Annotated in this window: 25 protein-coding genes; 13 read left to right on the top strand and 12 right to left on the bottom strand. The window is 68.3% G+C overall.

Annotated features, from left to right (window positions below):
- Positions 1-22 precede the first annotated feature (22 nt).
- The 6 genes from WG922_RS17300 to WG922_RS17275 all read left to right on the top strand — a co-directional run bounded on the left by WG922_RS17300 (position 23) and on the right by WG922_RS17275 (position 4885).
- Positions 23-793 carry an ABC transporter ATP-binding protein gene (locus tag WG922_RS17300; RefSeq protein ID WP_340284028.1) on the top strand — a complete coding sequence of 257 codons (771 nt, stop codon included), beginning with the start codon at positions 23-25 and terminating at the stop codon, positions 791-793.
- Positions 790-1515 carry an ABC transporter ATP-binding protein gene (locus WG922_RS17295; protein ID WP_340284026.1) on the top strand — a complete coding sequence of 242 codons (726 nt, stop codon included), beginning with the start codon at positions 790-792 and terminating at the stop codon, positions 1513-1515. The genes WG922_RS17300 and WG922_RS17295 overlap by 4 nt, the downstream gene beginning before the upstream one ends.
- Positions 1512-2492, top strand: coding sequence for a branched-chain amino acid ABC transporter permease (locus WG922_RS17290; protein ID WP_340284025.1), 981 nt, complete (start codon positions 1512-1514; stop codon positions 2490-2492). The genes WG922_RS17295 and WG922_RS17290 overlap by 4 nt, the downstream gene beginning before the upstream one ends.
- Before the next feature lie 16 nt (positions 2493-2508).
- Positions 2509-3630, top strand: a complete 1122-nt coding sequence (locus WG922_RS17285; protein ID WP_340284024.1) for a branched-chain amino acid ABC transporter permease — start codon at positions 2509-2511, stop codon at positions 3628-3630.
- 2 nt (positions 3631-3632) lie between these two features.
- Positions 3633-4502 (top strand): alpha/beta fold hydrolase, encoded by an 870-nt coding sequence (locus WG922_RS17280; protein WP_340284023.1) that lies wholly within the window; start codon positions 3633-3635, stop codon positions 4500-4502.
- Between the two features lie 116 nt (positions 4503-4618).
- Positions 4619-4885 (top strand): TFIIB-type zinc ribbon-containing protein, encoded by a 267-nt coding sequence (locus WG922_RS17275; protein WP_340284022.1) that lies wholly within the window; start codon positions 4619-4621, stop codon positions 4883-4885.
- A gap of 99 nt (positions 4886-4984) precedes the next feature.
- Here the strand turns inward: WG922_RS17275 and moeA are convergent, their stop codons facing one another.
- The 6 genes from moeA to WG922_RS17245 all read right to left on the bottom strand — a co-directional run bounded on the left by moeA (position 4985) and on the right by WG922_RS17245 (position 12792).
- Positions 4985-6265, bottom strand: coding sequence for a molybdopterin molybdotransferase MoeA (gene moeA / locus WG922_RS17270; protein ID WP_340284021.1), 1281 nt, complete (start codon positions 6263-6265; stop codon positions 4985-4987).
- Entirely contained in the window at positions 6262-6870 is a 609-nt protein-coding gene (mobA, locus tag WG922_RS17265; RefSeq protein ID WP_340284020.1) for a molybdenum cofactor guanylyltransferase MobA, read from the bottom strand. Before mobA ends, moeA begins: the two co-directional genes overlap by 4 nt.
- A complete protein-coding gene (gene moaA / locus WG922_RS17260) occupies positions 6870-7988 on the bottom strand; it encodes a GTP 3',8-cyclase MoaA (RefSeq protein WP_340284019.1) in 1119 nt (372 codons plus the stop codon). The genes mobA and moaA overlap by 1 nt, the downstream gene beginning before the upstream one ends.
- Positions 7989-8101: 113 nt before the next feature.
- Complete coding sequence (locus WG922_RS17255) at positions 8102-8863, bottom strand: SDR family oxidoreductase (protein WP_340284018.1); 762 nt, start codon at positions 8861-8863, stop codon at positions 8102-8104.
- Between the two features lie 59 nt (positions 8864-8922).
- Positions 8923-10356 carry an aldehyde dehydrogenase family protein gene (locus WG922_RS17250; RefSeq protein ID WP_340284017.1) on the bottom strand — a complete coding sequence of 478 codons (1434 nt, stop codon included), beginning with the start codon at positions 10354-10356 and terminating at the stop codon, positions 8923-8925.
- 291 nt (positions 10357-10647) lie between these two features.
- Positions 10648-12792, bottom strand: coding sequence for a sodium-translocating pyrophosphatase (locus WG922_RS17245; RefSeq protein WP_340284016.1), 2145 nt, complete (start codon positions 12790-12792; stop codon positions 10648-10650).
- Between the two features lie 215 nt (positions 12793-13007).
- Between WG922_RS17245 and ppa the strand changes: the two genes are divergently transcribed.
- Positions 13008-13544 carry an inorganic diphosphatase gene (gene ppa / locus WG922_RS17240; RefSeq protein WP_340284014.1) on the top strand — a complete coding sequence of 179 codons (537 nt, stop codon included), beginning with the start codon at positions 13008-13010 and terminating at the stop codon, positions 13542-13544.
- Between the two features lie 123 nt (positions 13545-13667).
- Here the strand turns inward: ppa and WG922_RS17235 are convergent, their stop codons facing one another.
- A complete protein-coding gene (locus WG922_RS17235) occupies positions 13668-14819 on the bottom strand; it encodes a GNAT family N-acetyltransferase (protein ID WP_340284012.1) in 1152 nt (383 codons plus the stop codon).
- 40 nt (positions 14820-14859) lie between these two features.
- On the opposite strand from WG922_RS17235, the gene WG922_RS17230 reads away from it, so the two are divergent.
- A complete protein-coding gene (locus WG922_RS17230; protein WP_340284011.1) occupies positions 14860-16527 on the top strand; it encodes an NAD+ synthase in 1668 nt (555 codons plus the stop codon).
- A gap of 29 nt (positions 16528-16556) precedes the next feature.
- Positions 16557-16895: a P-II family nitrogen regulator gene (locus WG922_RS17225; RefSeq protein WP_340284010.1), complete on the top strand. Its 339-nt coding sequence runs from the start codon at positions 16557-16559 to the stop codon at positions 16893-16895.
- A 63-nt stretch (positions 16896-16958) separates the two neighbouring features.
- On the opposite strand, the gene WG922_RS17220 is transcribed toward WG922_RS17225, so the two are convergent.
- The 5 genes from WG922_RS17220 to WG922_RS17200 all read right to left on the bottom strand — a co-directional run bounded on the left by WG922_RS17220 (position 16959) and on the right by WG922_RS17200 (position 19854).
- Positions 16959-17546: an LOG family protein gene (locus WG922_RS17220; RefSeq protein WP_340284009.1), complete on the bottom strand. Its 588-nt coding sequence runs from the start codon at positions 17544-17546 to the stop codon at positions 16959-16961.
- A gap of 56 nt (positions 17547-17602) precedes the next feature.
- On the bottom strand, positions 17603-18130 hold the full coding sequence (locus tag WG922_RS17215) for an RDD family protein (RefSeq protein ID WP_340284008.1): 528 nt from the start codon (positions 18128-18130) through the stop codon (positions 17603-17605).
- A 34-nt stretch (positions 18131-18164) separates the two neighbouring features.
- Positions 18165-18764, bottom strand: coding sequence for a DUF3106 domain-containing protein (locus WG922_RS17210; RefSeq protein ID WP_340284006.1), 600 nt, complete (start codon positions 18762-18764; stop codon positions 18165-18167).
- Between the two features lie 74 nt (positions 18765-18838).
- Positions 18839-19279 carry a DUF3619 family protein gene (locus WG922_RS17205; protein WP_340284005.1) on the bottom strand — a complete coding sequence of 147 codons (441 nt, stop codon included), beginning with the start codon at positions 19277-19279 and terminating at the stop codon, positions 18839-18841.
- Positions 19276-19854, bottom strand: a complete 579-nt coding sequence (locus WG922_RS17200; protein ID WP_340284004.1) for an RNA polymerase sigma factor — start codon at positions 19852-19854, stop codon at positions 19276-19278. Before WG922_RS17200 ends, WG922_RS17205 begins: the two co-directional genes overlap by 4 nt.
- Before the next feature lie 268 nt (positions 19855-20122).
- On the opposite strand from WG922_RS17200, the gene WG922_RS17195 reads away from it, so the two are divergent.
- The 4 genes from WG922_RS17195 (at position 20123) to pssA (ending at position 24602) form a co-directional block, all read left to right on the top strand.
- The gene (locus tag WG922_RS17195; RefSeq protein WP_340284003.1) at positions 20123-21895 is read left to right on the top strand and encodes an acetolactate synthase 3 catalytic subunit; all 1773 of its coding nucleotides are present in this window, start codon (positions 20123-20125) and stop codon (positions 21893-21895) included.
- 106 nt (positions 21896-22001) lie between these two features.
- A complete protein-coding gene (ilvN, locus tag WG922_RS17190) occupies positions 22002-22493 on the top strand; it encodes an acetolactate synthase small subunit (protein ID WP_340284002.1) in 492 nt (163 codons plus the stop codon).
- A 136-nt stretch (positions 22494-22629) separates the two neighbouring features.
- Positions 22630-23646 (top strand): ketol-acid reductoisomerase, encoded by a 1017-nt coding sequence (ilvC, locus tag WG922_RS17185; protein WP_340284001.1) that lies wholly within the window; start codon positions 22630-22632, stop codon positions 23644-23646.
- A gap of 140 nt (positions 23647-23786) precedes the next feature.
- The gene (gene pssA / locus WG922_RS17180) at positions 23787-24602 is read left to right on the top strand and encodes a CDP-diacylglycerol--serine O-phosphatidyltransferase (protein ID WP_340284000.1); all 816 of its coding nucleotides are present in this window, start codon (positions 23787-23789) and stop codon (positions 24600-24602) included.
- Positions 24603-24770 lie beyond the last annotated feature (168 nt).

Genomic DNA, 24770 nt, shown 5'->3' with positions numbered 1-24770 from the left:
TCACCCTATCGAACCTGGAGCCATGAGCCTTCTCGCCACCCAGGACCTCACCGTGCGCTTCGGCGGCCACGTGGCCGTGGACGCCGTGACCTGCTCGTTCGAGCCGGGCACGCTCACCGCCATCGTCGGCCCCAACGGCGCCGGCAAGACCACCTACTTCAACCTGATTTCGGGCCAGCTCAAGGCCAGCGCCGGGCGCGTGTCGCTCGGCGGGCGTGAGCTCTCCGGCCTCTCTGCTTCCCAGCGCACGCGCGCCGGGCTGGGCCGGGCGTTCCAGCTCACGAACCTGTTCCCACGCCTGTCGGTGCTGGAGAACGTGCGCCTGGCCGTGCAGGCGAGCCGCGAGGGCGCGCACCGGCGCGGTCTGAACCTCTGGAGCATCTGGAGCGACCACCACGCGCTGACGCACCGGGCCCAGGAGGTATTGCGTGACGTGGCGCTGCAGGACAAGCAGGACGAGCTGGTCTCCAACCTGCCGCATGGCGACCAGCGCAAGCTGGAGGTTGCCCTGCTCATGGCGCTCGATCCGCAGGTCTTCATGTTCGACGAGCCCACGGCGGGAATGAACGCCGCCGAGGCGCCCGTGATCCTCGACCTGATACGCAAGCTCAAGGCCGACAAGCGCAAGACCATCCTGCTGGTGGAGCACAAGATGGACGTGGTGCGCGAGCTCGCCGACCGCATCATCGTGCTGCACAACGGCAGCCTCGTCGCCGACGGCAAACCGGCCGAGGTGATCGCCCTGCCGGTGGTGCAGGAGGCTTACCTGGGTATCTCGAAGGAGGCCGCATGAGTGCCGATCTGCTCACGCTCGCGGGCGTGCACACCCACATCGGGGCCTACCACATCCTGCACGGCGTCGATCTGCACGTGCCGCGCGGCCAGCTCACGATGCTGCTCGGTCGCAACGGTGCGGGCAAGACCACCACGCTGCGCACGATCATGGGCCTGTGGCAGGCATCGGAAGGGCGCATCACGCTGGCGGGGCGCGACACCACGCGCCTGGCCACGCCGCAGATCGCCTCGCTCGGCGTCGCCTATGTGCCTGAGAACATGGGCATCTTCGCCGACCTGACCGTCAAGGAGAACATGCTGCTGGCTGCGCGCTCGGCGCAGCGCGTCGCGCAGATCGACGAGCAGCGGCTGCAGTGGATCTTCCGGCTCTTTCCCGCGGTGGAGAAGTTCTGGAACCACCCCGCCGGCAAGCTCTCGGGCGGGCAGAAGCAGATGCTGGCCGTGGCCCGCTCCATCGTCGAGCCGCGCGAGCTGCTGATCATCGACGAGCCGAGCAAGGGCCTTGCGCCGGCCATCATCAACAACATGATCGAGGCCTTCGGCCAGCTCAAGGCCAGCGGGGTCACGATCCTGCTGGTCGAGCAGAACTTCAACTTCGCCAAGCGCCTGGGCGACACCGTGGCCGTGATGGACAACGGCCGCATCGTGCACGCCGGCGGCATGAAGGAACTCGCCGAGGACGAGATGCTGCAGCGCTCGCTGCTGGGGCTGTCGCTATGAAGAACATCGATTTCGACTGGAAGCCGCTGGCGCTGGTGCCGGCGCTGGCGCTGCTCGTGCTGCCTTTCATCGGCTCGGGTTCCACCTGGGTGACGCTCACCGTGGCGGGCCTGGCCATGGGCATGATCATCTTCATCATCGCCTCGGGCCTCACGCTGGTGTTCGGCCTGATGGACGTGCTGAATTTCGGCCACGGCGTGTTCATCGCGCTGGGCGCCTTCGTGGCCACCAGCGTGCTCGGCGCCATGGGCGACTACACCGCCTCGGGCAGCCTCTGGGTGAATCTGATGGCCGTGTTTCCGGCCATGCTCGCGGCGATGCTGGTCGCGGGGGCGCTGGGCCTCGCGTTCGAGCGCTTCATCGTGCGGCCCGTCTACGGCAACCACCTCAAGCAGATCCTCATCACGATGGGCGGCCTGATCATCGGCGAGGAGCTGATCAAGGTGATCTGGGGTCCGCTGCAGATCCCGCTGCCGCTGCCCGAAGGCATGCGCGGTACGGTGCTGCTGGGAGACGCGGCGGTCGAGAAGTACCGGCTGCTCGCGGTGGTGGTGGGCGTGGCGGTGTTCGGCGGGCTGCTGTGGACGCTCACGCGTACCAAGATCGGCCTCCTGATCCGCGCCGGGGTGCAGGACCGCGAGATGGTCGAGTCGCTCGGCTACCGCATCCGCACGCTGTTCATCGGCGTCTTCGTGGTCGGCAGCGCGCTGGCCGGCCTGGGCGGCGTCATGTGGGGCCTGTACCAGCAGAACGTGGTGCCGCAGATGGGCGCCCAGGTGAACGTGCTGATCTTCATCGTGCTGATCATCGGCGGACTCGGCTCCACCACCGGCGCGCTGGTGGGCGCGCTGCTGGTCGGCCTGATGGCCAACTACACCGGCTTCCTGGTGCCGAAGGCGGCGCTCTTTTCCAACATCGCGCTGATGATGGCCATCCTGCTGTGGCGTCCGCAGGGCGTCTATGCGCTCAACCGCTGACCGGGGAGCGATGCACATGCTGACCCGACTCCTCTCCAACGACACCCCGCGCAGCCGCCCCCTGGCGCTGCTGCTGCTGGCGATCTTCGTCGCACTGGCCTTCACACCCTTCCTGTTCCCGGGCGTCAAGGCGCTCAACGTCGCGGCCAAGGTGCTGATCTTCATCGTGCTGGTGGCCAGTTTCGACCTGCTGCTCGGCTACACAGGCATCGTGAGCTTTGCCCACACCATGTTCTTCGGCATCGGCGCCTACGGCATCGCCATCGCTTCCACGCGGATGGGCGCCAGCTGGGGCGCTCTGGCCGTGGGCGCGGGCGGCGCGCTGGCGCTGTCCTTCGTGCTGTCGCTGGCGATCGGGCTGTTCTCGCTGCGGGTGCGCGCGATCTTCTTCTCGATGATCACGCTGGCCTTCGCGGCCGCCTTCCAGACGCTGGCGTCGCAGCTGTCGGAGTTCACCGGCGGCGAGGACGGCCTGAGCTTCAAGGTGCCGGCGCTGCTGTCGCCGAGCTTCGAGCCGTTCGAGACGCCGTTCCTCGGCGTGCTGATCGATGGCCGGCTGATCTGCTACTGGCTGCTGTTCGCGCTGGCGGTGGCGCTGGTGCTGGTCATGCTGCGCATCGTCAACTCGCCCTTCGGACGTGTGCTGCAGGCGATCCGCGAGAACGAGTTCCGCGCCGAGGCGGTCGGCTACCGCGTGGTGGTCTACCGCACGGTCTCCAGCATCCTGTCGGCGTTGTTCGCCACACTCGCCGGCATGATGCTGGCGGTCTGGCTGCGCTACAACGGCCCGGACACCTCGCTGTCCTTCGAGATCATGCTGGACGTGCTGCTGATCGTCGTGATCGGTGGCATGGGCACCATCTATGGCGCCGTCATCGGCTCGGCGCTGTTCGTGGTGGCCCAGAGCTACCTGCAAGACCTGCTGCGCCTGGCGAGCGAGGCAGCCTCGGGCCTGCCCTGGCTGGCGGCGCTGCTGTCGCCCGACCGGTGGCTGCTCTGGCTGGGGCTGCTGTTCGTGCTGTCCGTCTACTACTTCCCCACCGGTGTGGTCGGGCGGCTGCGGGCGCTGCGGCTGCAGCGCCCCGACGCGCGGGCCGCGCCACGGCCGCCGGCAGCAACCCCTTCGCGCGCGAGGTGAGCATGACCCCGAGTTCCCACTACATCACCTGCGCCGGGCGCCAGATCCACTACACCGAGTGGGGTGCTGCACGCGGGCGCACCGTGATCGCCTGGCATGGTCTCGCGCGCACCGGGCGTGACATGGACGAGCTGGCCGAGCACCTCTCGGCGCGCTTCCGGGTGATCTGCCCCGACACCATCGGGCGCGGCCTGTCGCAGTGGAGTCCCGACCCCGGCAACGAATACAAGCTCTCGTTCTACGCACGCATCGCCGCCGACCTGATGGAGCAGCTGGGCGTCGAGCAGGCCCACTGGGTCGGCACCTCGATGGGCGGTGCCATCGGCACGGTGTGTGCGGGCGGCCTGGCCGAGCCGCGGCTGCAGGGACGGATCCTCAGCCTGGTACTCAACGACAACGCGCCCCGGCTTGCCCAACCGGCCATCGAGCGCATCCGCACCTATGCCGGCAACCCGCCGGCATTCGACACGGTGACCGAACTGGAAGCCTTTTTCCGGCAGGTGTACAAGCCCTACGGCTGGCTCAGTGAAGCGCAGTGGCGGCGCCTGGCGGAAACGTCCACGCGCAGGCTGCCCGATGGCCGCGTGACGCCGCACTACGACCCAGCCATGGTGCGCCAGTTCATCGACCACCCCGGCGACTACGACACCTGGGAGCACTACGACGCCATCCGCGTGCCGGTCCTGTGCCTGCGCGGCGCGGAGTCCGACCTGGTGCTGCGCGATGCCACCGAGGAGATGATGCGGCGCGGCCCCGGAGCGCTGGGCCTGGCCAAGGTGGTGGAGGTGCCCGGCTGTGGCCACGCGCCGGCCCTGAACGTGCCGGGGCAGCTGAAGCTGGTGGCCGACTTCATCGCGGCGGCCGACGCCTGAGCGGGCGCCTCGGACGGCGAACGGCCGACGCCAACGGGAACGTTCAGTCGGCAGGCCGACACCAACGTGCGCGGCCCACCCCGGGCCGTACCCGATGTCCCAAGGAGAGAGCGCCCATGAATTGCCCGCATTGCGGTGACGTCACGCTGGTGATGAGCGAACGCCAGAACGTCGAGATCGATTACTGCCCGCAGTGCCGCGGCGTGTGGCTCGACCGCGGCGAGCTCGACAAGCTGATCGAGCGCAGCGCTGCCGAATCGGCACCGCCGCAGCCCACGCAGGCGGCGCCGGCGTACCAGCCGGGCTACAGCCAGCCTCCGGGCTATGCCTCGGGATACCAGCGCAAGAAGCCCAAGTCGTGGCTTAGCGAAATCTTCGACTGAGTCGGGATGTAGCGATCGGGCTCGCGCGAGCGCGATGCCGCCTGGAAGCCGGGGAACTCGAGGTCGGCGAGGTGGCGAGCACCGCGCGCCGCACCCGGCTCAGATCACGCCGTCGAACATCATCACATCGACCTCGTCGCCGGCATCGATGTTGCCCTGTGCGTGGTGCAGCACGATGAGACCGTTGGCCTGCACCATCGAGCTGAGCACGCCCGAGCCCTGGTTGCCGGTGGTGCGCACCTGCAGGGAACCATCGGCCAGCGTGCTGACGATGCCGCGCTGGTATTCGGTGCGACCCGGCTTCTTGCGCATGGGCTCGGCGCTGCGGGCCTTGAGCAGCACGGGCGGCTCGGCACGCGTGCCCATCATCCGCAACAGGGCAGGGCGCACGAACGCCAGGAAGGTCACCATCACCGCCACCGGGTTGCCCGGGAGCCCGAACAGCACCGCGCTGCGTTCGCCCTGCGTGATGCGGCCCACGGCCATCGGGCGTCCGGGACGCATGGCGATGCGCCAGAAGGCGACGTCGCCGAGCTGGCGCATCATGGCCTTGGTGTAGTCGGCCTCGCCGACGCTCACGCCGCCGCTGGTGATGATGGCGTCGGCCTCGGCCGCCGCGCGCCGGAACGCCGCTTCGAGCTGCACCGGTTCGTCGCGCACCACACCCAGGTCGATCAGCTCGCACCCCAGGCGCGCGAGCAGCCCGCGCACGGTGTAGCGGTTGCTGTCGTAGACCGCGCCCTCGCGCGGCGCCTGGCCGAGCGAGAGGATCTCGTCGCCCGTGGAGAAATAGGCGACGCGTGGGCGGCGCGCGACCGCGACGCGCGCGATGCCCAGGCTGGCGACGAGGCCGCAGGCGGCCGGCGTGAGCCGCTCGCCGCGCCGCAGCGCCGGCAGTCCCTCGGTGAGGTCCTCGCCCTTGCGGCGGCGGTTGTCGCCGGCGCGCAGCAGCCCGGGCGGCACCGCCACGCGGCCTTCTGCGGCGGGTTGCGTGAACTCCTGCGGCACCACGGTGTCGCAGCCCGGCGGCATGATCGCGCCGGTCATGATCTTCACGCACTGACCGGCACCCACCGTGCCCTGCCAGGCCTTGCCGGCCAGCGCGGTGCCCACTACCTCCAGCTCCAGCGGACGCTCGGCGCGCAGTTGCGCGCCGTCGAAGGCATAGCCATCCATGGCCGAGTTGTCGTGGGGCGGCACGCTCAACGGCGACACGATGTCGTTGGCCAGCACCCGGTCCAGCGCATCGGTGAGGTCGATCGTTTCGTGCTGGTCGAGCGGCTGAACCAGGCGGGCGAGGAACTCACCTACCGCCTCGGCGCTGAGGGCCTGCGGGTCGTAGCCCTGCAGCTCGGCGCCGATCTGCTCCAGCGTCTTCATGGCGCTTCGAGCTGGCGCAGCTCGTCCAGCGTGTTGGCATTGAAGAAGGCGCGCGGCATGTCCTCGGGCCGGTCGAACGGAACGATGCAGGTGCGGTGCGAGCCGGTCCAGGCATCGATCTTGCGCCCGCCTTCGTGGGTGAAGCGCACCAGGCTTTCGAGCAGCTCGCGCCGCAGCAGGCAGAAGACCGGTTGCGTGCGCAGCTGCCCATCCTGCTCGGGCGCGCTGGCCATGGCGATGTCGGCGTCCGCTGTTTCCAGCGCCTCGCCCAGGCGCTGCACCAGGTCGAGCGGAAACAGAGGGGTGTCGCAGGGCACGGTGACCAGGTAGGGCGTCTCGCAGTGCTCCAGGCCCGTGAGAAACCCCGCCAGCGGGCCGGCGAAGTCGGGCAGGGCATCTGGCCAGACCGGCACGCCGAAGGCCTCGTATGCGCCGAGGTTGCGGTTGGCGTTGACCATGACCTCGCCCACCTGCGGCGCGAGGCGCATGAGGGTGTGGACGGCCAGGGGCAGTCCGTTGAAGTTCTGCAGTCCCTTGTCCACGCCGCCCATGCGGCTGCCGCGGCCGCCGGCAAGGATCAGGCCCGTCACGTCTTGGGGGTTCATCAGCCTCCGATGTAGCTCATTTCGACACGCCGGGCGCCGGGCGCTGATGCATCCGGAGCCTGCTGGCCGCGCAACTGCGAATAGCGGTCGCTGCGGCCCTGCCAGATGTGGGCGATGGCGCCGGCGAGCTGTTCGTCGCTCGCGCCGCCGCGCAGCAGCCCGCGCAGGTCGTGCCCCTGGCTGGCGAACAGGCACAGGTACAGCTGGCCTTCGGTGGACAGGCGCGCGCGGTTGCAGTCGCCGCAGAAGGCCTGCGTCACGCTGCTGATGACGCCGATCTCGCCGCTGCCGTCCGCATAGGACCAGCGCTCGGCGGTCTCTCCCGCGGCGGACGCGTCCAGCGCGCGCAGCGGCATCTCGGCGCCGATGTGCCGGACCACCTCGGCCGAGGGCAGCACCTCGTCCATGCGCCAGCCGTTGGTGGCGCCCACGTCCATGTATTCGATGAAGCGCAGCACGTGGCCGGTGCCGCGGAAGTGGCGGGCCATCGGCAGGATCTCGTGGTCGTTGGTGCCGCGCTTGACCACCATGTTGACCTTGATCGGGCCCAGACCCGCCTCGCGCGCCGCGTCGATCCCGGCGAGCACCTCGGCGACGGGAAAGTCCACGTCGTTCATGCGTCGGAAAACCGCGTCATCGAGTCCGTCGAGGCTCACGGTGACGCGCTGCAGGCCCGCCTCTTTCAGCGCACGGGCCTTGCGCGCGAGCAGGGAGCCGTTGGTGGTGAGGGTCAGGTCCAGCGGCGCGCCCTCGGGTGTGCGCAGCGCAGCGAGCTGCTCGATCAGCACCTCGATGTTCTTGCGCAGCAGCGGCTCGCCACCCGTGAGGCGGATCTTGCGCACGCCGTGGGCGACGAACTGCCGGGCCAGCCGCGTGATTTCCTCGAAGCTCAGGAGTTCGGCATGCGGCAGGTAGGGGTAGTTCTTGTCGAACACTTCCTTGGGCATGCAGTAGCTGCAGCGGAAGTTGCAGCGGTCGGTGACGCTGATGCGCAGGTCGCGCAAGGGCCGTCCGAGCCGGTCGGCCACGCGGCCGCTGGCCGGCAGCGCGTGATCGGGCGCGCGCACCGGCCGCCCGGCGGGGCGGTGGGCAATGACGGGGATGACGCGTTCGGCCATGGTGATGCGATTGTCGTCGGGGTGGCGGCAGGCGCGGCGGCTGGTGGCCGATGGGCCTGCCGGCGGGCTGGTTTAGCCCGCGCTCGGCGCGGGCGCGGTGCGCGGCTTCCGGCTCAGACGCATCGGGCGCCGTCCACTTCGATGCACACGCCCGAGACGAAAGCCGCTTCGTCGCTGGCGAGGTAGAGGGCCGCATTGGCCACGTCGAGCGCCGTGGAGAAGCGCCCGAGCGGAATGGTGGCCAGGAACTTCGCGCGGCGCGTTTCATCGACCGGGCCGCCCGCGAACTCGGCGGCAAGCCCCGTGTCGGGGTTGAAGACCGGGTTGATGCAATTGACGCGGATGTTGTCGGGCCCGAACTCGGCCGCGAGCGATTTGCTGGTGGTGATCACCGCGCCCTTGGAGCCGTTGTACCAGGTGAGGCCGGGACGCGGCCGGATCCCGGCCGTGGAGGCGATGTTGATGAAGCTGCCGCCCCGGTTGGCGCGGAACACGGGCACCGCGTGGATGGTCGCCAGGTAGATGCTCTTCATGTTGACCGCATAGCAGCGGTCGAACTCGTCTTCGCTCACCTCGAGGGCGGGGCGGTTGCGGTGGGTCCAGCCGGCGTTGTTGACCATGACGTCGAGCTTGCCGTGGCGCTGGACCGCCGTCTGTACCAGGGCCTGCACGTCGGCCGAGCGGGTCACGTCGCCAGCGAAGAAGGACGCGCGGCCGCCCGCTTCGCGGATGGCCGCCACCACGCGCTCGCCCTGGGCCGCGTTGATGTCGTTCACGAGGACCTGCGCGCCTTCTTCGGCAAGGCGCCGGGCGATGCCCTCGCCGATGCCGCTGCCCGCGCCGGTGACGATGATGGATTTGTTCTCGATGCGCATGTGCCGTGTCTCCTGTTGTTCGATGCCCGCCGCTGGCGCTGGTGCTGCGGCTGCGACCTTCAGCCGTGGCGGATCGCGACGGTCTTGAGCGTGGTGAAGCCGTAGAGCGCCTCGAAGCCCTTTTCCCGGCCGTAGCCGGAGGACTTCACGCCGCCGAAAGGCAGCTCGACGCCGCCGCCGGCGCCGTAGTTGTTGATGAAGACCTGGCCCGAGTGCACGCGCCGGGCCATGCGCAACTGACGCGCGCCGTCGCGTGTCCAGACGCCGGCGACGAGTCCGAACTGCGTGGCGTTGGCCAGCTGCACGGCTTGGTCCTCGTCGCGAAAGGCCATGGCGGCGAGCACCGGGCCGAACACTTCTTCCTGCGCGAGCCGGTGATCGATCGGAACGTCCCGCAGCAGCGCCGGCGCCTGGTAGAAGCCGCCGTCGGGCGCCTCCTCGACGATCTGGCCCTGCGCCACCATCGGGATGTGCGCGGTCTGGGCGTCGGACAGGAAGTCCCACACCCGCTGCTGCTGCGTCGCGCGGATCAGCGGGCCGACATCGAGGTCCATGGCGGCGGGCCCGACCCGCAGGTTGCTGAAGGCCTCGCCCAGGCGGTCGAGCACCGCCTCGTAGATGGACTTGTGCACCAGCAGGCGCGAACCCGCCGAGCAGGTCTGGCCGGCGTTCTGCACGATGGCGTTGACCACCGCCGGCAGCGCGGCGTCGAGGTCGGCGTCTTCGAAGAGGATTTGCGGGCTCTTGCCGCCGAGCTCGAGCGTTACCGGGCAATGCCGCTCGGCGGCAGCCTGCTGGATCAGCGTGCCCACGCGCGGGCTGCCGGTGAAGCTGATGTGGTCGATGCCGGGGTGGCGGGCCAGCGCGTCGCCGACCTCGTGGCCCAGGCCGGTGACGATGTTGATGGCGCCGGCCGGGAACCCGCAGTCGGCCGCGAGCTGGGCCAGGCGGATCAGCGACAGGCAGGCGTCCTCCGACGGCTTGACCACGCAGACGTTGCCGGCGGCCAGGGCGCCGCCCACGCTGCGGCCGAAGATCTGCATGGGGTAATTCCACGGGATCACGTGCCCCGTGACCCCGTGCGGCTCGCGCCAGGTCAGCACCGTGTAGCCGTCCTGGTAGGGGATGGTCTCGCCGTGCAGCTTGTCGCAGGCGCCGGCATAGAACTCGAAGTAGCGCACCAGCGCCACCGCGTCGGCGCGGGCCTGCCGCGTGGGCTTGCCGCAATCGCGCTGCTCGAGCCCTGCCAGCTCGTCGGCGTTGTCGGCCACCGCTTCGGCAAGGCGCATCAGCAGCCGGCCGCGTTCCGCGCCGCTGAGCCGGCTCCAGACGGAGTCGTAGCACTGGCGCGCGGCCCGCACGGCACGGTCGATGTCCTGGGGTGTGCCGCGCTGGATGGCGTCGAAGGCCTGCCCGTCCGAGGGATCGATCACGGGGAGGGTGCGGCCTGAGGAGGCTTCCTGCGCCGCGTTCGCGATGAAGTGGAACTGCATGGGGCCGGATTGTGCCCGCAGCGAGGCAGGCTGCCGCGGGGAAAACAGGGGGGCCGCGCGCGCGGCAGATGCCGGGTGCCTGGCTTTGGGGGCATGCCGGGCGCGAGCATCGCGCGTGGTGGCCGTGCGCGGGCCACGCAGGGCGGGGAAGGTGCCCGCGTTCGGCGAAACAGCAAGAGAAAGGCCCGCGCACGGCGGGCCCAGGATGGGGGAAGCAGGGGGCCGGCTCCCGCCCTGCGCTTGCGCCGCGTGGCGCGAAGCAAGCGCAGGAGAGGTGGCCCCCTTGCGTCCTCAGCGGCCGGTGGTCGCGCCCTGGGGCACCACCAGGATGACGCCGGACGCGGGAGCGACCGCGCCGGCGTTGCTGCCGGTACCGTGGAACTGCACCACCAGCGGCGCGATCAGCAGCGCGACGATGTTGATGATCTTGATCAGCGGGTTGATGGCGGGGCCGGCGGTGTCCTTGTAGGGGTCGCCCACCGTGTCGCCGGTTACGGCCGCCTTGTGGGCCTCGGAGCCCTTGCCGCCGTAGTTGCCGTCCTCGATGTACTTTTTGGCGTTGTCCCAGGCGCCGCCGCCGGTGCACATGGACAGCGCCACGAAGATGCCGGTGACGATGGTGCCCATGAGCAGCCCGCCCAGCGCGGCGGGGCCGAGCAGCAGGCCGACCGCGATGGGCACGACCACCGGCAGCAGCGAAGGGATGATCATTTCCTTGATGGCGGCGGTGGTGAGCATGTCCACCGCCCGGCCGTACTCGGGCTTGCCCGTGCCGTCCATGATGCCCTTGATGGTGCTGAACTGGCGGCGCACCTCGACCACGACGGCGCCGGCCGCCCGGCCCACGGCTTCCATGGCCATCGCCCCGAAGAGGTAGGGGATCAGGCCGCCAATGAACAGGCCGATGATGACCATGGGGTCGGACAGGTCGAAGCGGATCGCGCTGCCGTAGCTCTCGAGCTTGTAGGTGTAGTCGGCGAACAGCACCAGTGCTGCGAGGCCGGCCGAGCCGATGGCGTAGCCCTTGGTGACGGCCTTGGTGGTGTTGCCCACCGCGTCGAGCGGGTCGGTGATGTCGCGCACGGCGGCCGGCAGCTCCGCCATCTCGGCGATGCCGCCGGCGTTGTCGGTGATGGGACCGTAGGCGTCCAGCGCGACCACGATGCCCGCCATGCTCAGCATGGAGGTGGCCGCGATGGCCACGCCGTAGAGGCCGGCCAGCGAATACGCGCTGATGATGGCGGCGCAGACGAACAGCACCGGCCAGGCCGTGGAGCGCATCGAGACGCCGAGGCCGGCGATGATGTTGGTGCCGTGGCCGGTGGTCGATGCCTGGGCGATGTGGCGCACCGGCTTGTACTGGGTGCCGGTGTAGTACTCGGTGATCCAGACCAGCACGCCGGTGAGCACCAGTCCGACCACGCACGCGCCCCACAGGCGCATCTGCGAGCCCGCTGCCGTGATCGCGTTGTCGGGCATGACGGCGATGGTCACGAAGTAGAAGGCGATGAGCGACAGCACGCCGGAGATGGCCAGGCCCTTGTACAGCGCCGGCATCACGTTGCGCGTGTTGGGACTGGCGCGCACGAAGAAGCATCCGATGATGGACGCAATGATCGACACGGCGCCCAGCGTGAGCGGATACACCACCGCGTTCATGGGGGCTGCGCCCACCAGCAGCGCACCGAGCACCATCGTGGCAATGATGGTGACCGCATAGGTCTCGAACAGGTCGGCCGCCATGCCGGCGCAGTCGCCGACGTTGTCGCCCACGTTGTCGGCGATCACCGCCGGGTTGCGCGGGTCGTCCTCGGGGATGCCCGCTTCCACCTTGCCGACCAGGTCGGCGCCCACGTCCGCGCCCTTGGTGAAGATGCCCCCGCCGAGTCGGGCAAAGATGGAGATGAGGGACGAGCCGAACGCAAAGCCGATCAGCGGGTTGAGCAGCGAGGCGAGTGGACGGTCGGGCGTGAGGTTGCCGTTGCCCACCAGGAACCAGAAGAAGCTCGTCACGCCCAGCAGGCCCAGGCCCACCACCAGCATGCCGGTGATGGCGCCGCCGCGGAAGGCCACGTCCAGCGCCGGCCCGATGCCGCGGGTGGCGGCCTGCGCGGTGCGCACGTTCGCACGCACCGAGACGTTCATGCCGATGAAGCCGCAGGCGCCCGAGAGGATGGCACCGATCAGGAAGCCGATCGCGGTGCTCGCGCCGAGGAAGATGCCGATGAGGATGGCAAGGACGATGCCGACGACGGCGATGGTCTTGTACTGCCGAGCGAGGTAGGCCGCTGCGCCCGCCTGGATCGCGGCGGCGATCTCCTGCATACGTGCATTGCCGGGGTCCTGGCGAAGAATCCAGCTACGCGCCCAGAAGCCATACACCACGGCCGCGAGGCCGCAGACCAGCGCCAGAACCAGCGCCGAGTTGCCTGTCATGAGAATCTCCTACGGTTGTTGAGCTTGGAGGGGGCAACGCAAGCGGCACCCCCGCTGCGTTGCTTCCTCGTGGCTCCCCGTGGGCGGAGACGATTGGCCAACCGGCGCAATATACAAGCGAAGCCCGCGAACCCATCGGTGCGTGGACCCGGCTGCCGTGCTCCTGAACCTAGAATCAGGGTTTTTCCTAGGCTCACCCGCTAAGCAATCGCACCATGTCGCTCGATCAAGTCACCCCCGGCAAGCATGTTCCCGACGCGTTCAACGTGATCATCGAGATCCCGATGAACGCCGATCCCGTGAAGTACGAAGTAGACAAGGAGACGGGTGCGATCTTCGTGGACCGCTTCATGAGCACGGCCATGCACTACCCCACCAACTACGGCTACGTGCCCCAGACCATCAGCGGCGACGGCGACCCCGTGGACGTGCTGGTGATCACCCCGGTGCCGCTGATCCCGGGCGTGGTGGTTCCCTGCCGCCCGATCGGCATCCTCAAGATGCAGGACGAGGCGGGCGACGACGCCAAGGTGCTCGCCGTGCCGATCGACAAGATCCTGCCGATCTACACGCACTGGCAGAAGCCGGAGGACATGAACCCGCTGCGCCTGAAGACCATCGCGCACTTCTTCGAGCACTACAAGGACCTGGAGCCCGGCAAGTGGGTCAAGGTGCTGGGCTGGGAAGGTCCGGAGTCGGCCAAGAAGGAAGTGCTGGACGGGATCGAGAACTACAAGCGGCAGCCGGCGTAAGGGACTGGCTCCGCCAGCAGAGCTCCTGCGAAAGTAAGCTCGGCGCGGACCACGGTCGGCTGCCTTCGTCCGGCTGGATGAACCGTCCAGTGATGGCGCTGGCGAGCCCTCCACGAGAGCCGCCTATCCGCCCCTTTCCTCGCCCCGCCGGAACGGGCTGCGTTCCTCGAGGTGCTCCAGGTAGTTTTCGATGCCCTGGCCCTCACGCTCCAGGAAGCGTTCGACGGCGTCTGCGAAGGCCGGGTGCGCGAGCCAGTGCGCGCTGTGCGTCTTCACCGGCATCAGCGCGCGTGCCATCTTGTGTTCCCCCTGCGCGCCGCCTTCGAAGCGGCTGAAACCGTTCGCGATGCACCAGGCGAGCGGCTGGTAGTAGCAGGCTTCGAAGTGCAGGCAATCGACGCGTTCGAGCGCGCCCCAGTAGCGCCCGTAGGCGACGCCGTCGTCTCCGATCGCCACGAGACTGCAGGCGATGGGCCTGCCTTCGCGTTCGGCGAGGAACAGCAGCCAGTGCTCGGGCATGTCGCGCGCCATGCGGCGAAAGAACGCGGCGGTGAGATAGGGCGGGTTGCCGTGCTCGCGGTAGGTGCGCGCGTAGCAGCGATAGAAGAAGTCCCACTCGAATGCGCCGATCTCGCGCCCGCGCAGGACGCGAAACGTGACGCCCGCTTGGGCGACCTTGCGGCGCTCCTGCCGGATCTTCTTGCGCTTGTCCTGGGCCAGTCCGCCGAGGAAGTCGTCGAAATCGGCATAGGGGGCGCCGCCCGCCGATGCGTTGAGCCAGTGAAATTGCACCGTGTGCCGCGCCATCAGGCCTGCGGCGTCGCAGGCGCGCAGGTCGGCGTCGGAGAGGAACAGGAGGTGCAGCGAGGACAGCCCCTGGGCACGGCAGTGTGCGAGCAGTCCACGCAGCAGCAGGGCGCGCGTCTCATCGTCCTTCGCGAGCAGGCGCGCGCCCGGTACCGGCGTGAAGGGCGCGGCCACCAGGCCCTTGGGGTAGTACGCGAGCCCGTGCTGTTCGTAGGCGTTGGCCCAGGCCCAGTCGAAGACGTACTCGCCGAAGGAGTGGGCCTTGTAGTAGAGCGCGCAGGCCGCCTGCAGGGCGTCGCCGCGCCACACGGTGACGAAGGCCGGGCTCCACCCGGAATCCGGTGTGGCGCTGCCGCTCTCGTGCAAGGCACACAGGTACTCGTGGCGCATGAAGGGCGTGGGCTGGTCCTGCGCCGCAAGCAGGTCGTTCCAGGCTGCGCGGTCGATGCACGCCGGGTCGTGCAACACGCGAATGACATAATCGTTCGAGTCGTTTCTCACTGCTGGTATGCCCCTCACAATCTGTACCGCCCAGCTGAACTACGTGGTGGGCGACATGCCCGGCAACGCCCGCAGGATCATCGATGCGGCCCGCCAAGCCTACGCCCTCGGCGCGCGGCTGGTGGTCACTCCCGAACTTTCGATTTGCGGTTATGCGGCCGAAGACCTTTTCCTGCGGCCCGCGTTCATCGCGGCCTGCGATGATGCCGTCGCCGCAGTGGCCCGTGAGCTTGCGGGGTTGAAGGGCCTGCACGTGGTGGTGGGCCATCCGAGCGGAGGCGACATGCGCAGCCGATCGGTGCAGGTGCAGCAGCGCCACAACGCCGCCAGCGTGCTTCGGGAGGGGCGCGTCGTCGCCCGCTACGCCAAGCGCGAGCTTCCCAACTACCAGGTTTTCGACGAGCGCCGCTACTTCACGCCCGGAAGCGAGGCGGTGGTGTTCGAGATCGAAGGGGTGCGCCTCGCACTGCTCGTGTGCGAAGACGCGTGGTTCGACGAGCCGGTCGAGCACGCGTGTGCGGCCGGGGCGCAGGTGCTGGTGGTGACCAACGCCTCGCCCTTCCATGCCGGTAAGGGCGGCGAGCGCCTGGCCCGCATGGGGGCGCGCGCACGCAAGGCGGGTCTGCCGCTTTTGTACGCGCACCTGGTCGGTGGCCAGGACGAGGTCGTGTTCGACGGCGGCTCCTTCGCCGTGGGCGCCGACGGCGCTCTGGCGGCGCGGGCGCCGGCCTTCGCCGAAGACCTGTTCATGGTGCAGGCCGAAACCGATTCGCGCGGCAGCGTGCATGTGTCCGGCGCCGTGGCCGAAGCGCCCGCGGACGAGGCCGAGCTGTGGCACGCGCTCGTGCTCGGCGTGCGTGACTACGTCGGCAAGAACGGGTTTCCGGGCGTGCTGCTGGGGCTGTCCGGAGGCATCGATTCCGCGCTGGTGCTGGCGGTCGCGGTCGATGCGCTGGGGCCGCAGGCCGTGCGCGCGGTGATGATGCCGTCGCCGTACACCGCGGACATCTCGTGCATCGATGCCCGCGAGATGGCGCAGCGGCTGGGCGTGCGCTATGACGAGATCGCCATCGCGCCCATGTTCGAGGCGTTCCGCGAGGCGCTGGCCGGCGAGTTCGCGGGCCTCACGGAGGACACGACCGAGGAAAACCTGCAGGCTCGCATCCGCGGCGTGCTGTTGATGGCGATGTCCAACAAGTTCGGCAGCATCGTGCTGACCACCGGCAACAAGAGCGAGATGGCCACCGGCTACTGCACGCTCTACGGCGACATGGCCGGCGGCTTCGCGGTCATCAAGGACCTGCTCAAGACGCGCGTGTTCCAGCTGGCGCGATGGCGCAACCGGCACGACCCGTACGGTCGGGGCGCCAACCCCATCCCCGAGCGCATCATCACCCGGCCGCCGAGCGCCGAGCTGCGGCCCGACCAGACGGACCAGGACAGCCTGCCGCCGTACGAGGTGCTCGATGCGATCCTCGAGCGCTACATGGAGGAAGACCAGGACCTGGACGCGATCGCCGCCGCCGGGTACGAGCGGGCTGTGGTCGAGCGAGTGGCCCGGCTGATCCGCATCAACGAGTACAAGCGCCGCCAGGCGCCGGTAGGCATCCGCGTGACGCACCGCAGCTTCGGCAAGGATTGGCGCTATCCTATTACCGGGCGGTTTCGCCCCTGACGCACACGAGAACACGGAGCCTTTCCCCCATGAAGCAGATCACCGCCATCGTCAAGCCGTTCAAGCTGGAGGAGGTCCGGGAGGCCTTGGCCGAGTGCGGCGTCACCGGACTCACGGTGACCGAGGTCAAGGGCTTCGGGCGGCAGAAGGGACACACGGAGCTGTATCGCGGCGCCGAGTACGTCGTCGATTTCCTGCCCAAGGTGAAGATCGAAGTCGTCGTGCGCGACGACGATGTCGATAACTGCGTCGATGCGATCGTGAAGGCCGCGCGCACCGGCAAGATCGGTGACGGCAAGATCTTCGTCACATCGGTGGAGCGCATCGTGCGCATTCGCACCGGCGAGACCGACGAGTCGGCCGTCTGAAGCGAAGGGCGAGCGGCCCGGGCTGAATTCGCTGGGCGCCCGCGCAGCCGTCGCAGGGCTGCCTCAGATCCGCGACAGGTCCTCTCCCTGAGGTGCTGCGCGGCTGGCGCTCACCAGCTCCTGCAGCAGCGCTGGCACCTCGTGCCCCACGCGCAGCATCGACATGACCTGCTCGCTGACGAAACCGGTGGCGACGCTGTCGTCCAGGAACCTGAGCAGGGGCTGGTAGTAGCCCTCGACGTCCAGCAGTCCGACCGGCTTGTCGTGGTAGCCGAGCTGGCGCCAGGTCCAGACCTCGAACAGCTCCTCGAAGGTGCCGATGCCGCCCGGCAAGGCCAGGAACGCGTCGGCCCGCTCGGCCATCATGTGCTTGCGCTCGTGCATGCTGTGCACCACGTGCAGCTCGGTGCATTCGCGCTTGGCCATCTCCCGGTCCACCAGGCTCTGCGGAATGATGCCGACGACGCGCCCGCCGGCTCGCAGCGTGGCTTCGGCGACGGTGCCCATCAGGCCGGTGTTGCCGCCGCCGTAGACGAGCTGTCCGCCGTGGGCGCCGATCCAGCGGCCGACAGCCTCGGCTGACTGCAGGAAGGACGGCGTCGCGCCGGGGCGCGAGCCGCAGTAGACACAAATGGAAAACGAAGGGGTCATGGAAGAAGAAAGAGCGGCTGCGGATCGCGGGCGCGGTCCGGGAGAAAGGAAGTGAATCAGTCGTTCGAGGGCACGAGCCGGGTGCCGGCCAGCGCATCGTGCCAGAACTGGCCCTGCGGATGGAAGCGACTGAGCAGGGCCCAGACCGCGACCCAGCCCGCCACCAGCACGGCAACTTCGCCGCCGCCCAGGTGCAGCGGCCCGAGGACCGCCAGCGGCGGCAGGAACCATACCCAGCTCAGAACGTAGCGCAGCAGGGCGCGGGCCTGGGTGATCGGTCGCCCGAACCGGTCCACGATGCGGATGTTCCAGGTCTTCATCGCCAGCGTCTGGCCGCGCGACCAGAGCCACGAGAAGTACACCGCGAACACCACGAACACGAACACCTGCAGCAGCGGGCGGCGCGGGTCCATGGCGTCACGCATCTGCCCGAGCGTGCTGAATAGCCAGCCCGCCATGAAGACGACCGCGAAGAGCAGCACGCCCTCGTACATCCAGCAGGCCATGCGGCGCCAGATGCCGGGCGCCCGCAGGTCGGGCAGGGAACTGGATCCGGCCACGTCGGGCCTGGATGGGGTATTCACGAGAGCAATCCTTCGAAGATGCAGGGCTGCCGCGTCACTGGTCGGGTGCGGCGGGGGGCGGGGTGCTCGGCTCGGGCGCGGCTATGCGCGGGGGCTTCGCTTCGTCGTGCGAACTGCGCGGCACGGTGGCGAGCTTGTCGGGGCTCACGGGCCGTACGGGCGCCGCGGTGGTGGGCGTGCGCGGCCGGGAATCGATCGCGAGGCGCCGCTTCTCGTCGTCCGGCAGCGCCTGGTAGGCCTCCCAGCGCGCCTTCTTTTCGGCGGCCGTGAGCTGCCCCGCCTCGCCGAAGTTCAGGCGCGCCTGGGCGCGCTGCTGCGGGCTGAGCGCAACCCACTCCGCCATGCGGCTGTGCAGCTTGGCCTGTTCTTCGGGCGTGAGCGCGTCGAAGTTGTCGGCGATGGCGATCCACTTGCGTTTCTGCGCCTCGGAGAGGCTGGGCCAGCGCGCCGCAAGCGGACGGAGCGCCGCCTGCTGTGCCGGCAGGAGCTCCCTCCAGGAGGGCCGGGTGGCAGGACGCGGCGCGCGGGTCTGCGTCGGAGCGGGTGCCGCCTTCTGGGCGACGGCAGCGCTGGCGGGGGCGGAGGGCCCGCCACCGGCGATTGCGCCGCCTACCGCGAAAAAGACGGCGGCCACCAGGGCGCGCGCAAACGGCGGACGGTCGAAGCCGGTCCGACGCGTCGATGATGCAGGTGGTGGCGAAGCTGCGTTCACTGCGCGCGACGCACAAAGGCAAGGAACCCGGGGTCGGTGTAGGCCGCCGGTGGAAGTTCGTCGGTGAGGAGCGCGGCATCGACTTCGGCGACCTGCCGCGCCCGCTCGTCGTTGTGCGCGAGGTGCAGGGCGACCAGCCCGGCTGCCAGGACCACGGCCGGCAGTGCCGCGGCGATGCGGCCCCAGAGGCCCAAGCTTCCGTCGGCGCTGCCGAGGGGGGCTGCGGCGGAAGCTGCGGCTCGCGCGCGCAGTGGCTGCACCGCGGCCGGCTTGCGGCGAGCCATTGCCTGCTCCCGTGCTGCCCGGAGCCGCTCGGTGATGTCGTGCGGCAGTTCCTCTGCGCCGGCCGCGAGCCGCGCGGCCACGCGTTCTCCGAAAGCGTCGGACGGCGTGGGCGCCCGTCCGGGCCGTGAAACGGGTGCGTTCGTCGTGTTCATGCTTGTATCCCCCTGGCCTTCAAGGCCTTGCTGAGGGCCTGGACTGCCCGAAAGCAGTGCGTCTTGACGCTGCCTTGCGTGCAGCCCATGGCCGCAGCCGTTTCGGCGACGTCCAAGTCCTCCCAGTAACGCAGCAAAAAAGCCTCTCGTTGACGGGCGGGCAGTTCCTGCAGCTGCGCTTCGATCTCTCGCAGGATCTGGGCCCGGCGCGTCGTGTCCTCCGCGCTCTCCACACGCTGAGACACGTCGGCGGCGAGATAGCTTTCCAGCAGGTCGAATTCTCCGCCGCTCCCGCCGTCGTCGCCCGACGCCTCGAAATCGCTCAGGTTCGAAAAGATGGCGCCACGGGTCTTCTGGCGGCGAAACCAGTCCAGCGTGGTGTTGGACAGGATGCGCTGGAACAGCATCGGGAGCTCCGACGGCGGCTTGTCCCCGTAGTGCTCGGCCAGCTTCATCATGCTGTCCTGCACGATGTCCAGGGCGGCGTCCTCGTTGCGCACATGGTAGACGGAGCGCTTGAACGCCCGCTTCTCGACGCTCTTGAGGAAATCGGAGAGTTCTTGTTCGGTGGCCAAGGGCGCGGCGTCGGATGTCTTCTCGGGTGCCCCAGGCGCGTAGCGCGGCCCCAGCGGCGCCGGATTATGGCACCGGCCCCACGGGCCGCGGGGATAGGGGTGTGCTGCGGTGCGATAATCGCCGCTGCAAGTCAAAAGGCAAACGAGTCCTGATCCGGCGCGCGATCCGCCGCCCATGGTCAGGTGCTCTAAGTCCCGACGCTGCTTCACGAGAGTGGGCGAAGGGGCACCCCACGTTTTTCGTCAGAGAAAAATCGAAAGGTTGATCATGGAAGTTTCCAAGGCCGAGATCGCTTCGGCAGCCGCCGCTGGCGCCCCCACGCAGGACCTGCGCGGTGCCGAAATCCTCATCAAGTGCCTGCAGGCAGAGAACGTCCGCTACGTCTGGGGCTATCCGGGCGGGGCCGTCCTCCACATCTACGACGCGTTCTACAAGCAGGACACCATCCAGCACGTGCTGGTGCGTCACGAGCAGGCAGCAGTGCACGCCGCCGACGGCTACGCCCGCGCTACCGGCGACGTCGGCGTGGCGCTGGTCACCTCGGGTCCGGGCGTCACGAACGCAGTCACCGGTATTGCGACGGCCTACATGGACAGCATTCCGATGGTGATCATCACCGGGCAGGTGCCTACGGCTGCGATCGGCCTCGATGCCTTCCAGGAGTGCGACACCGTCGGGATCACCCGGCCCATCGTCAAGCACAACTTCCTGGTCAAGGACGCGCGGCACATCGCCGAGACGATGCGCAAGGCCTTCCACATCGCGCGCAGCGGCCGGCCCGGTCCGGTCGTGGTGGACATTCCCAAGGACGTGTCGTTCAACCGGGTGCCCTGGACCGGCTATCCGGACAAGGTGGAGATGCGTTCCTACAACCCGGTGCGCAAAGGCCATGGAGGCCAGATCCGCAAGGCGCTGCAACTGCTGCTGGGGGCCAAGCGCCCCTATGTCTACACCGGAGGCGGCGTCATCCTCGCCAACGCCAGCGCCGAGCTGCGCGAACTGGTGGGCATGCTGGGCACCCCCTGCACCAACACCCTGATGGGGCTGGGCGCCTTCCCGGCCAGCGACCCCAAGTTCCTGGGAATGCTGGGCATGCACGGCACGCTCGAGGCGAACAACGCCATGCAGAACTGCGACGTGCTGCTGGCGGTGGGTGCCCGCTTCGATGACCGCGTAATCGGCAACCCGAAGCACTTCGCGCAGAACGAGCGCAAGATCATCCACATCGACATCGACCCTTCCAGCATTTCCAAGCGCGTGAAGGTCGATATCCCGATCGTCGGCGACGTGAAGGAAGTGCTCGGCGAGCTGATCGCCATGATCAAGGAGTCCGGCCTCAAGCCCGACGCGCAGGCGCTGGGCAGCTGGTGGGACACCATCGAAGGCTGGCGCAAGCGCGACTGCCTGCGCTATGACCGCAACAACCAGCAGGTCATCAAGCCGCAGTACGTGATCGAGACGCTGTGGAACATGACGCGCGGCGTCGATACGTACGTCACCTCCGATGTCGGCCAGCACCAGATGTGGGCGGCCCAGTTCTACCGCTTCGACGAGCCGCGCCGCTGGATCAATTCGGGTGGCCTGGGCACCATGGGTGTGGGCATTCCCTATGCCATGGGCATCAAGATGGCGCGGCCCGACTCCGAGGTGTACTGCGTCACCGGCGAAGGCTCGGTGCAGATGTGCATCCAGGAGCTCTCCACCTGCCTGCAGTACAAGACTCCCATCAAGGTGCTTTCGCTGAACAACCGCTATCTGGGCATGGTGCGCCAGTGGCAGGAGCTCGACTACGAGGGCCGTTACAGCCACAGCTACATGGACGCGCTGCCCGACTTCGTGAAGCTCGCCGAGGCCTATGGCCACGTCGGCATGCTGATCGAGCACCCGCGCGACGTCGAGCCCGCGCTGCGCGAAGCGCGCAAGCTCAAGGACCGCACCGTGTTCATGGATTTCCGCACCGACCCCACGGAGAACGTGTTCCCGATGGTGCAGGCCGGCAAGGGCATCACCGAGATGCTGCTCGGCTCCGAAGACCTCTGAACATCGTCTTCCCGCATCCCCACCAACTTCGAACGAATCTATTGCCCGCCGAGCCCGCGCATTACCGTGCGCGGGGGAGGGCGGCGAAAAGAGGAGTCATGCAGACATGAAACACATCATCGCCGTGCTGCTCGAGAACGAGCCGGGCGCGCTTTCCCGCGTCGTGGGGCTGTTCTCGGCCCGCGGCTACAACATCGAGTCGCTCACCGTCGCACCCACCGAGGACGCGTCGCTCTCGCGCATGACCATCCAGACCACCGGGTCGGACGATGTCATCGAGCAGATCACCAAGCACCTGAACCGGCTGATCGAGGTCGTGAAGGTGGTGGACCTCACCGAAGGCTCCTATACCGAGCGTGAGCTCATGATGGTGAAGGTCCGCGCGGTCGGCAAGGAACGCGAGGAGATGAAGCGCATGGCCGACATCTTCCGCGGGCGCATCATCGACGTGACCGACAAAAGCTACACCGTCGAGCTCACCGGAGACCAGGCGAAGAACGATGCCTTCCTCGAGGCGATCGACCGCACCGCCATCCTCGAGACGGTGCGCACCGGCGCGAGCGGCATCGGGCGCGGCGAGCGCGTCCTGCGGGTCTGAACCGTCTGTCCCTCACCAAGGCCCAGCCATTCGCCCGTTCGGGCTGAGCCTGTCGAAGCCCTGCACCACAGGACTTCTCGAGCCCTTCGACAGGCTCATGACGAACGGCGGCAACACTTCAACCGGAGAGAGAAAAATGAAAGTCTTCTACGACAAGGACTGCGACCTGAGCCTGATCAAGGGCAAGACCGTCGCCATCATCGGCTACGGCTCCCAGGGCCACGCCCACGCACAGAACCTCAACGACAGCGGCGTGAAGGTCGTGGTCGGGCTGCGCAAGGGCGGCGCCTCGTGGGACAAGGTCGGCAAGGCCGGCCTGAAAGTCATGGAAGTGAATGAGGCCGTGAAGTCGGCCGACGTGGTCATGATCCTGCTGCCCGACGAGCAGATCGCAGAGGTCTATCGCAACAACGTCGAGCCGAACATCCGCGAGGGCGCCTCGCTCGCCTTCGCCCACGGCTTCAACGTGCACTACAACCAGGTGGTGCCGCGCGCCGACCTCGACGTCTGGATGGTCGCTCCGAAGGCGCCCGGCCACACCGTGCGTTCCACCTACGCCCAGGGCGGCGGCGTGCCCCACCTGGTGGCCGTCCATCAGGACAAGAGCGGCAAGGCACGTGACCTGGCGCTGTCGTACGCCATGGCCAACGGCGGCGGCAAGGCCGGCATCATCGAGACCAACTTCAAGGAAGAAACCGAGACCGACCTGTTCGGCGAGCAGGCCGTGCTGTGTGGCGGCGCCGTCGAACTGATCAAGATGGGCTACGAGACCCTGGTCGAAGCCGGCTACGCGCCCGAGATGGCCTATTTCGAGTGCCTGCACGAGCTCAAGCTCATCGTCGATCTGATCTACGAAGGCGGCATCGCCAACATGAACTACTCGATCTCCAACAACGCCGAGTTCGGTGAGTACGTGACCGGTCCCGAGGTGATCAACGAGCAGTCGCGCGAGGCCATGCGCAACGCGCTCAAGCGCATCCAGAACGGTGACTACGCCAAGATGTTCATCCTGGAAGGCCGCACCAACTATCCCAGCATGACCGCGCGGCGCCGCAACACCGCCGAGCACAGCATCGAGAAAGTGGGCGCCCAGCTGCGCGCCATGATGCCGTGGATCGCCAAGAACAAGCTGGTCGATCAGACGCGCAACTGAGCGCGGGGCCGGCTCGCGCACGCGACCGGCGCCTTCCACAAGAGCGGCCCTGCGGGGCCGCTTTTTTTTTCGTGTGGTGCCGCCGCGCTGAAGTGACGCGGCAGGCGAATGGCCCCTGCACGCGTGGTTACACTGCCGCCATGCACGACTCCAACCTGCCGCCGCCCAGCACGCCCGAAGGGGTCGTCGTGCGCAAGCGCCGCAAGGGTATCTACATCCTTCCCAACCTGTTCACGCTGGCAGCGCTTTTCGGTGGCTTCTATGCCGTGGTCATGGCCATGAACGGGCGTTTCGACCTCGCAGCCGCCGGTGTCTTCGGCGCCATGGTGCTGGACAGCCTCGACGGGCGCGTCGCCCGCATGACCAATACCCAGAGCGCCTTCGGCGAGCAGATGGACTCGCTCTCCGACATGGTGTCTTTCGGCGCTGCGCCTGCGCTCATTGCCTATGTGTGGTCCCTGCAGGCGCTGGGCCGATGGGGCTGGATCGCGGCGTTCGTCTATTGCGCCTGCGCGGCACTGCGCCTCGCGCGTTTCAACGTCAATACCGGCGTCGTCGATAAGCGCTGGTTCCAGGGCTTGCCCTCTCCGGCAGCCGCGGCGTTGGTCACCGGCTTCGTCTGGTTGCTCGACGACTACGGCTACAACCGCCTCGAAGCCGCGTGGGTGATGTTCGCCGTGGCGCTGTACGCAGGCCTCACCATGGTCACCAACGTGCCGTTCTACAGCTTCAAGGACATTTCCATGAAGCGCTCGGTGCCGTTCGCGGTAGTCGTGCTCATGGCGCTCGCCATCGCGGTCATCAACATTCACCCGCCCATCGTGCTCTTTGCGCTGTTCGTCGCCTACGGACTCTCGGGGTACGTGGTGTATGGCTGGCGCAAGGCCAAGGGCATGCAGACCAGCGTGATCAGCACGTCCACCGACGAGCCGGACGAGCGCGGCCTGCACAGGTAAAAAACACTGTGCTACATTCGCCGTTCATGAACCGTATTGCCCTGGCCCTACTTCTACTGCCCAACGGGCGGAGACCGTAGCGCACGCGCATACACCCCTCACGGCCCGTTTGCACCAGCAGCGGGCCGTTTGTCTTTGGGGCTGCTGGTTCACCTGAATCGAGCGAGA

The organism is Ramlibacter sp. AN1015, assembly GCF_037726105.1.
In the GTDB taxonomy this organism is placed as follows: domain Bacteria; phylum Pseudomonadota; class Gammaproteobacteria; order Burkholderiales; family Burkholderiaceae_C; genus Ramlibacter.
This window is presented reverse-complemented; position numbering and strand designations above follow the sequence as displayed.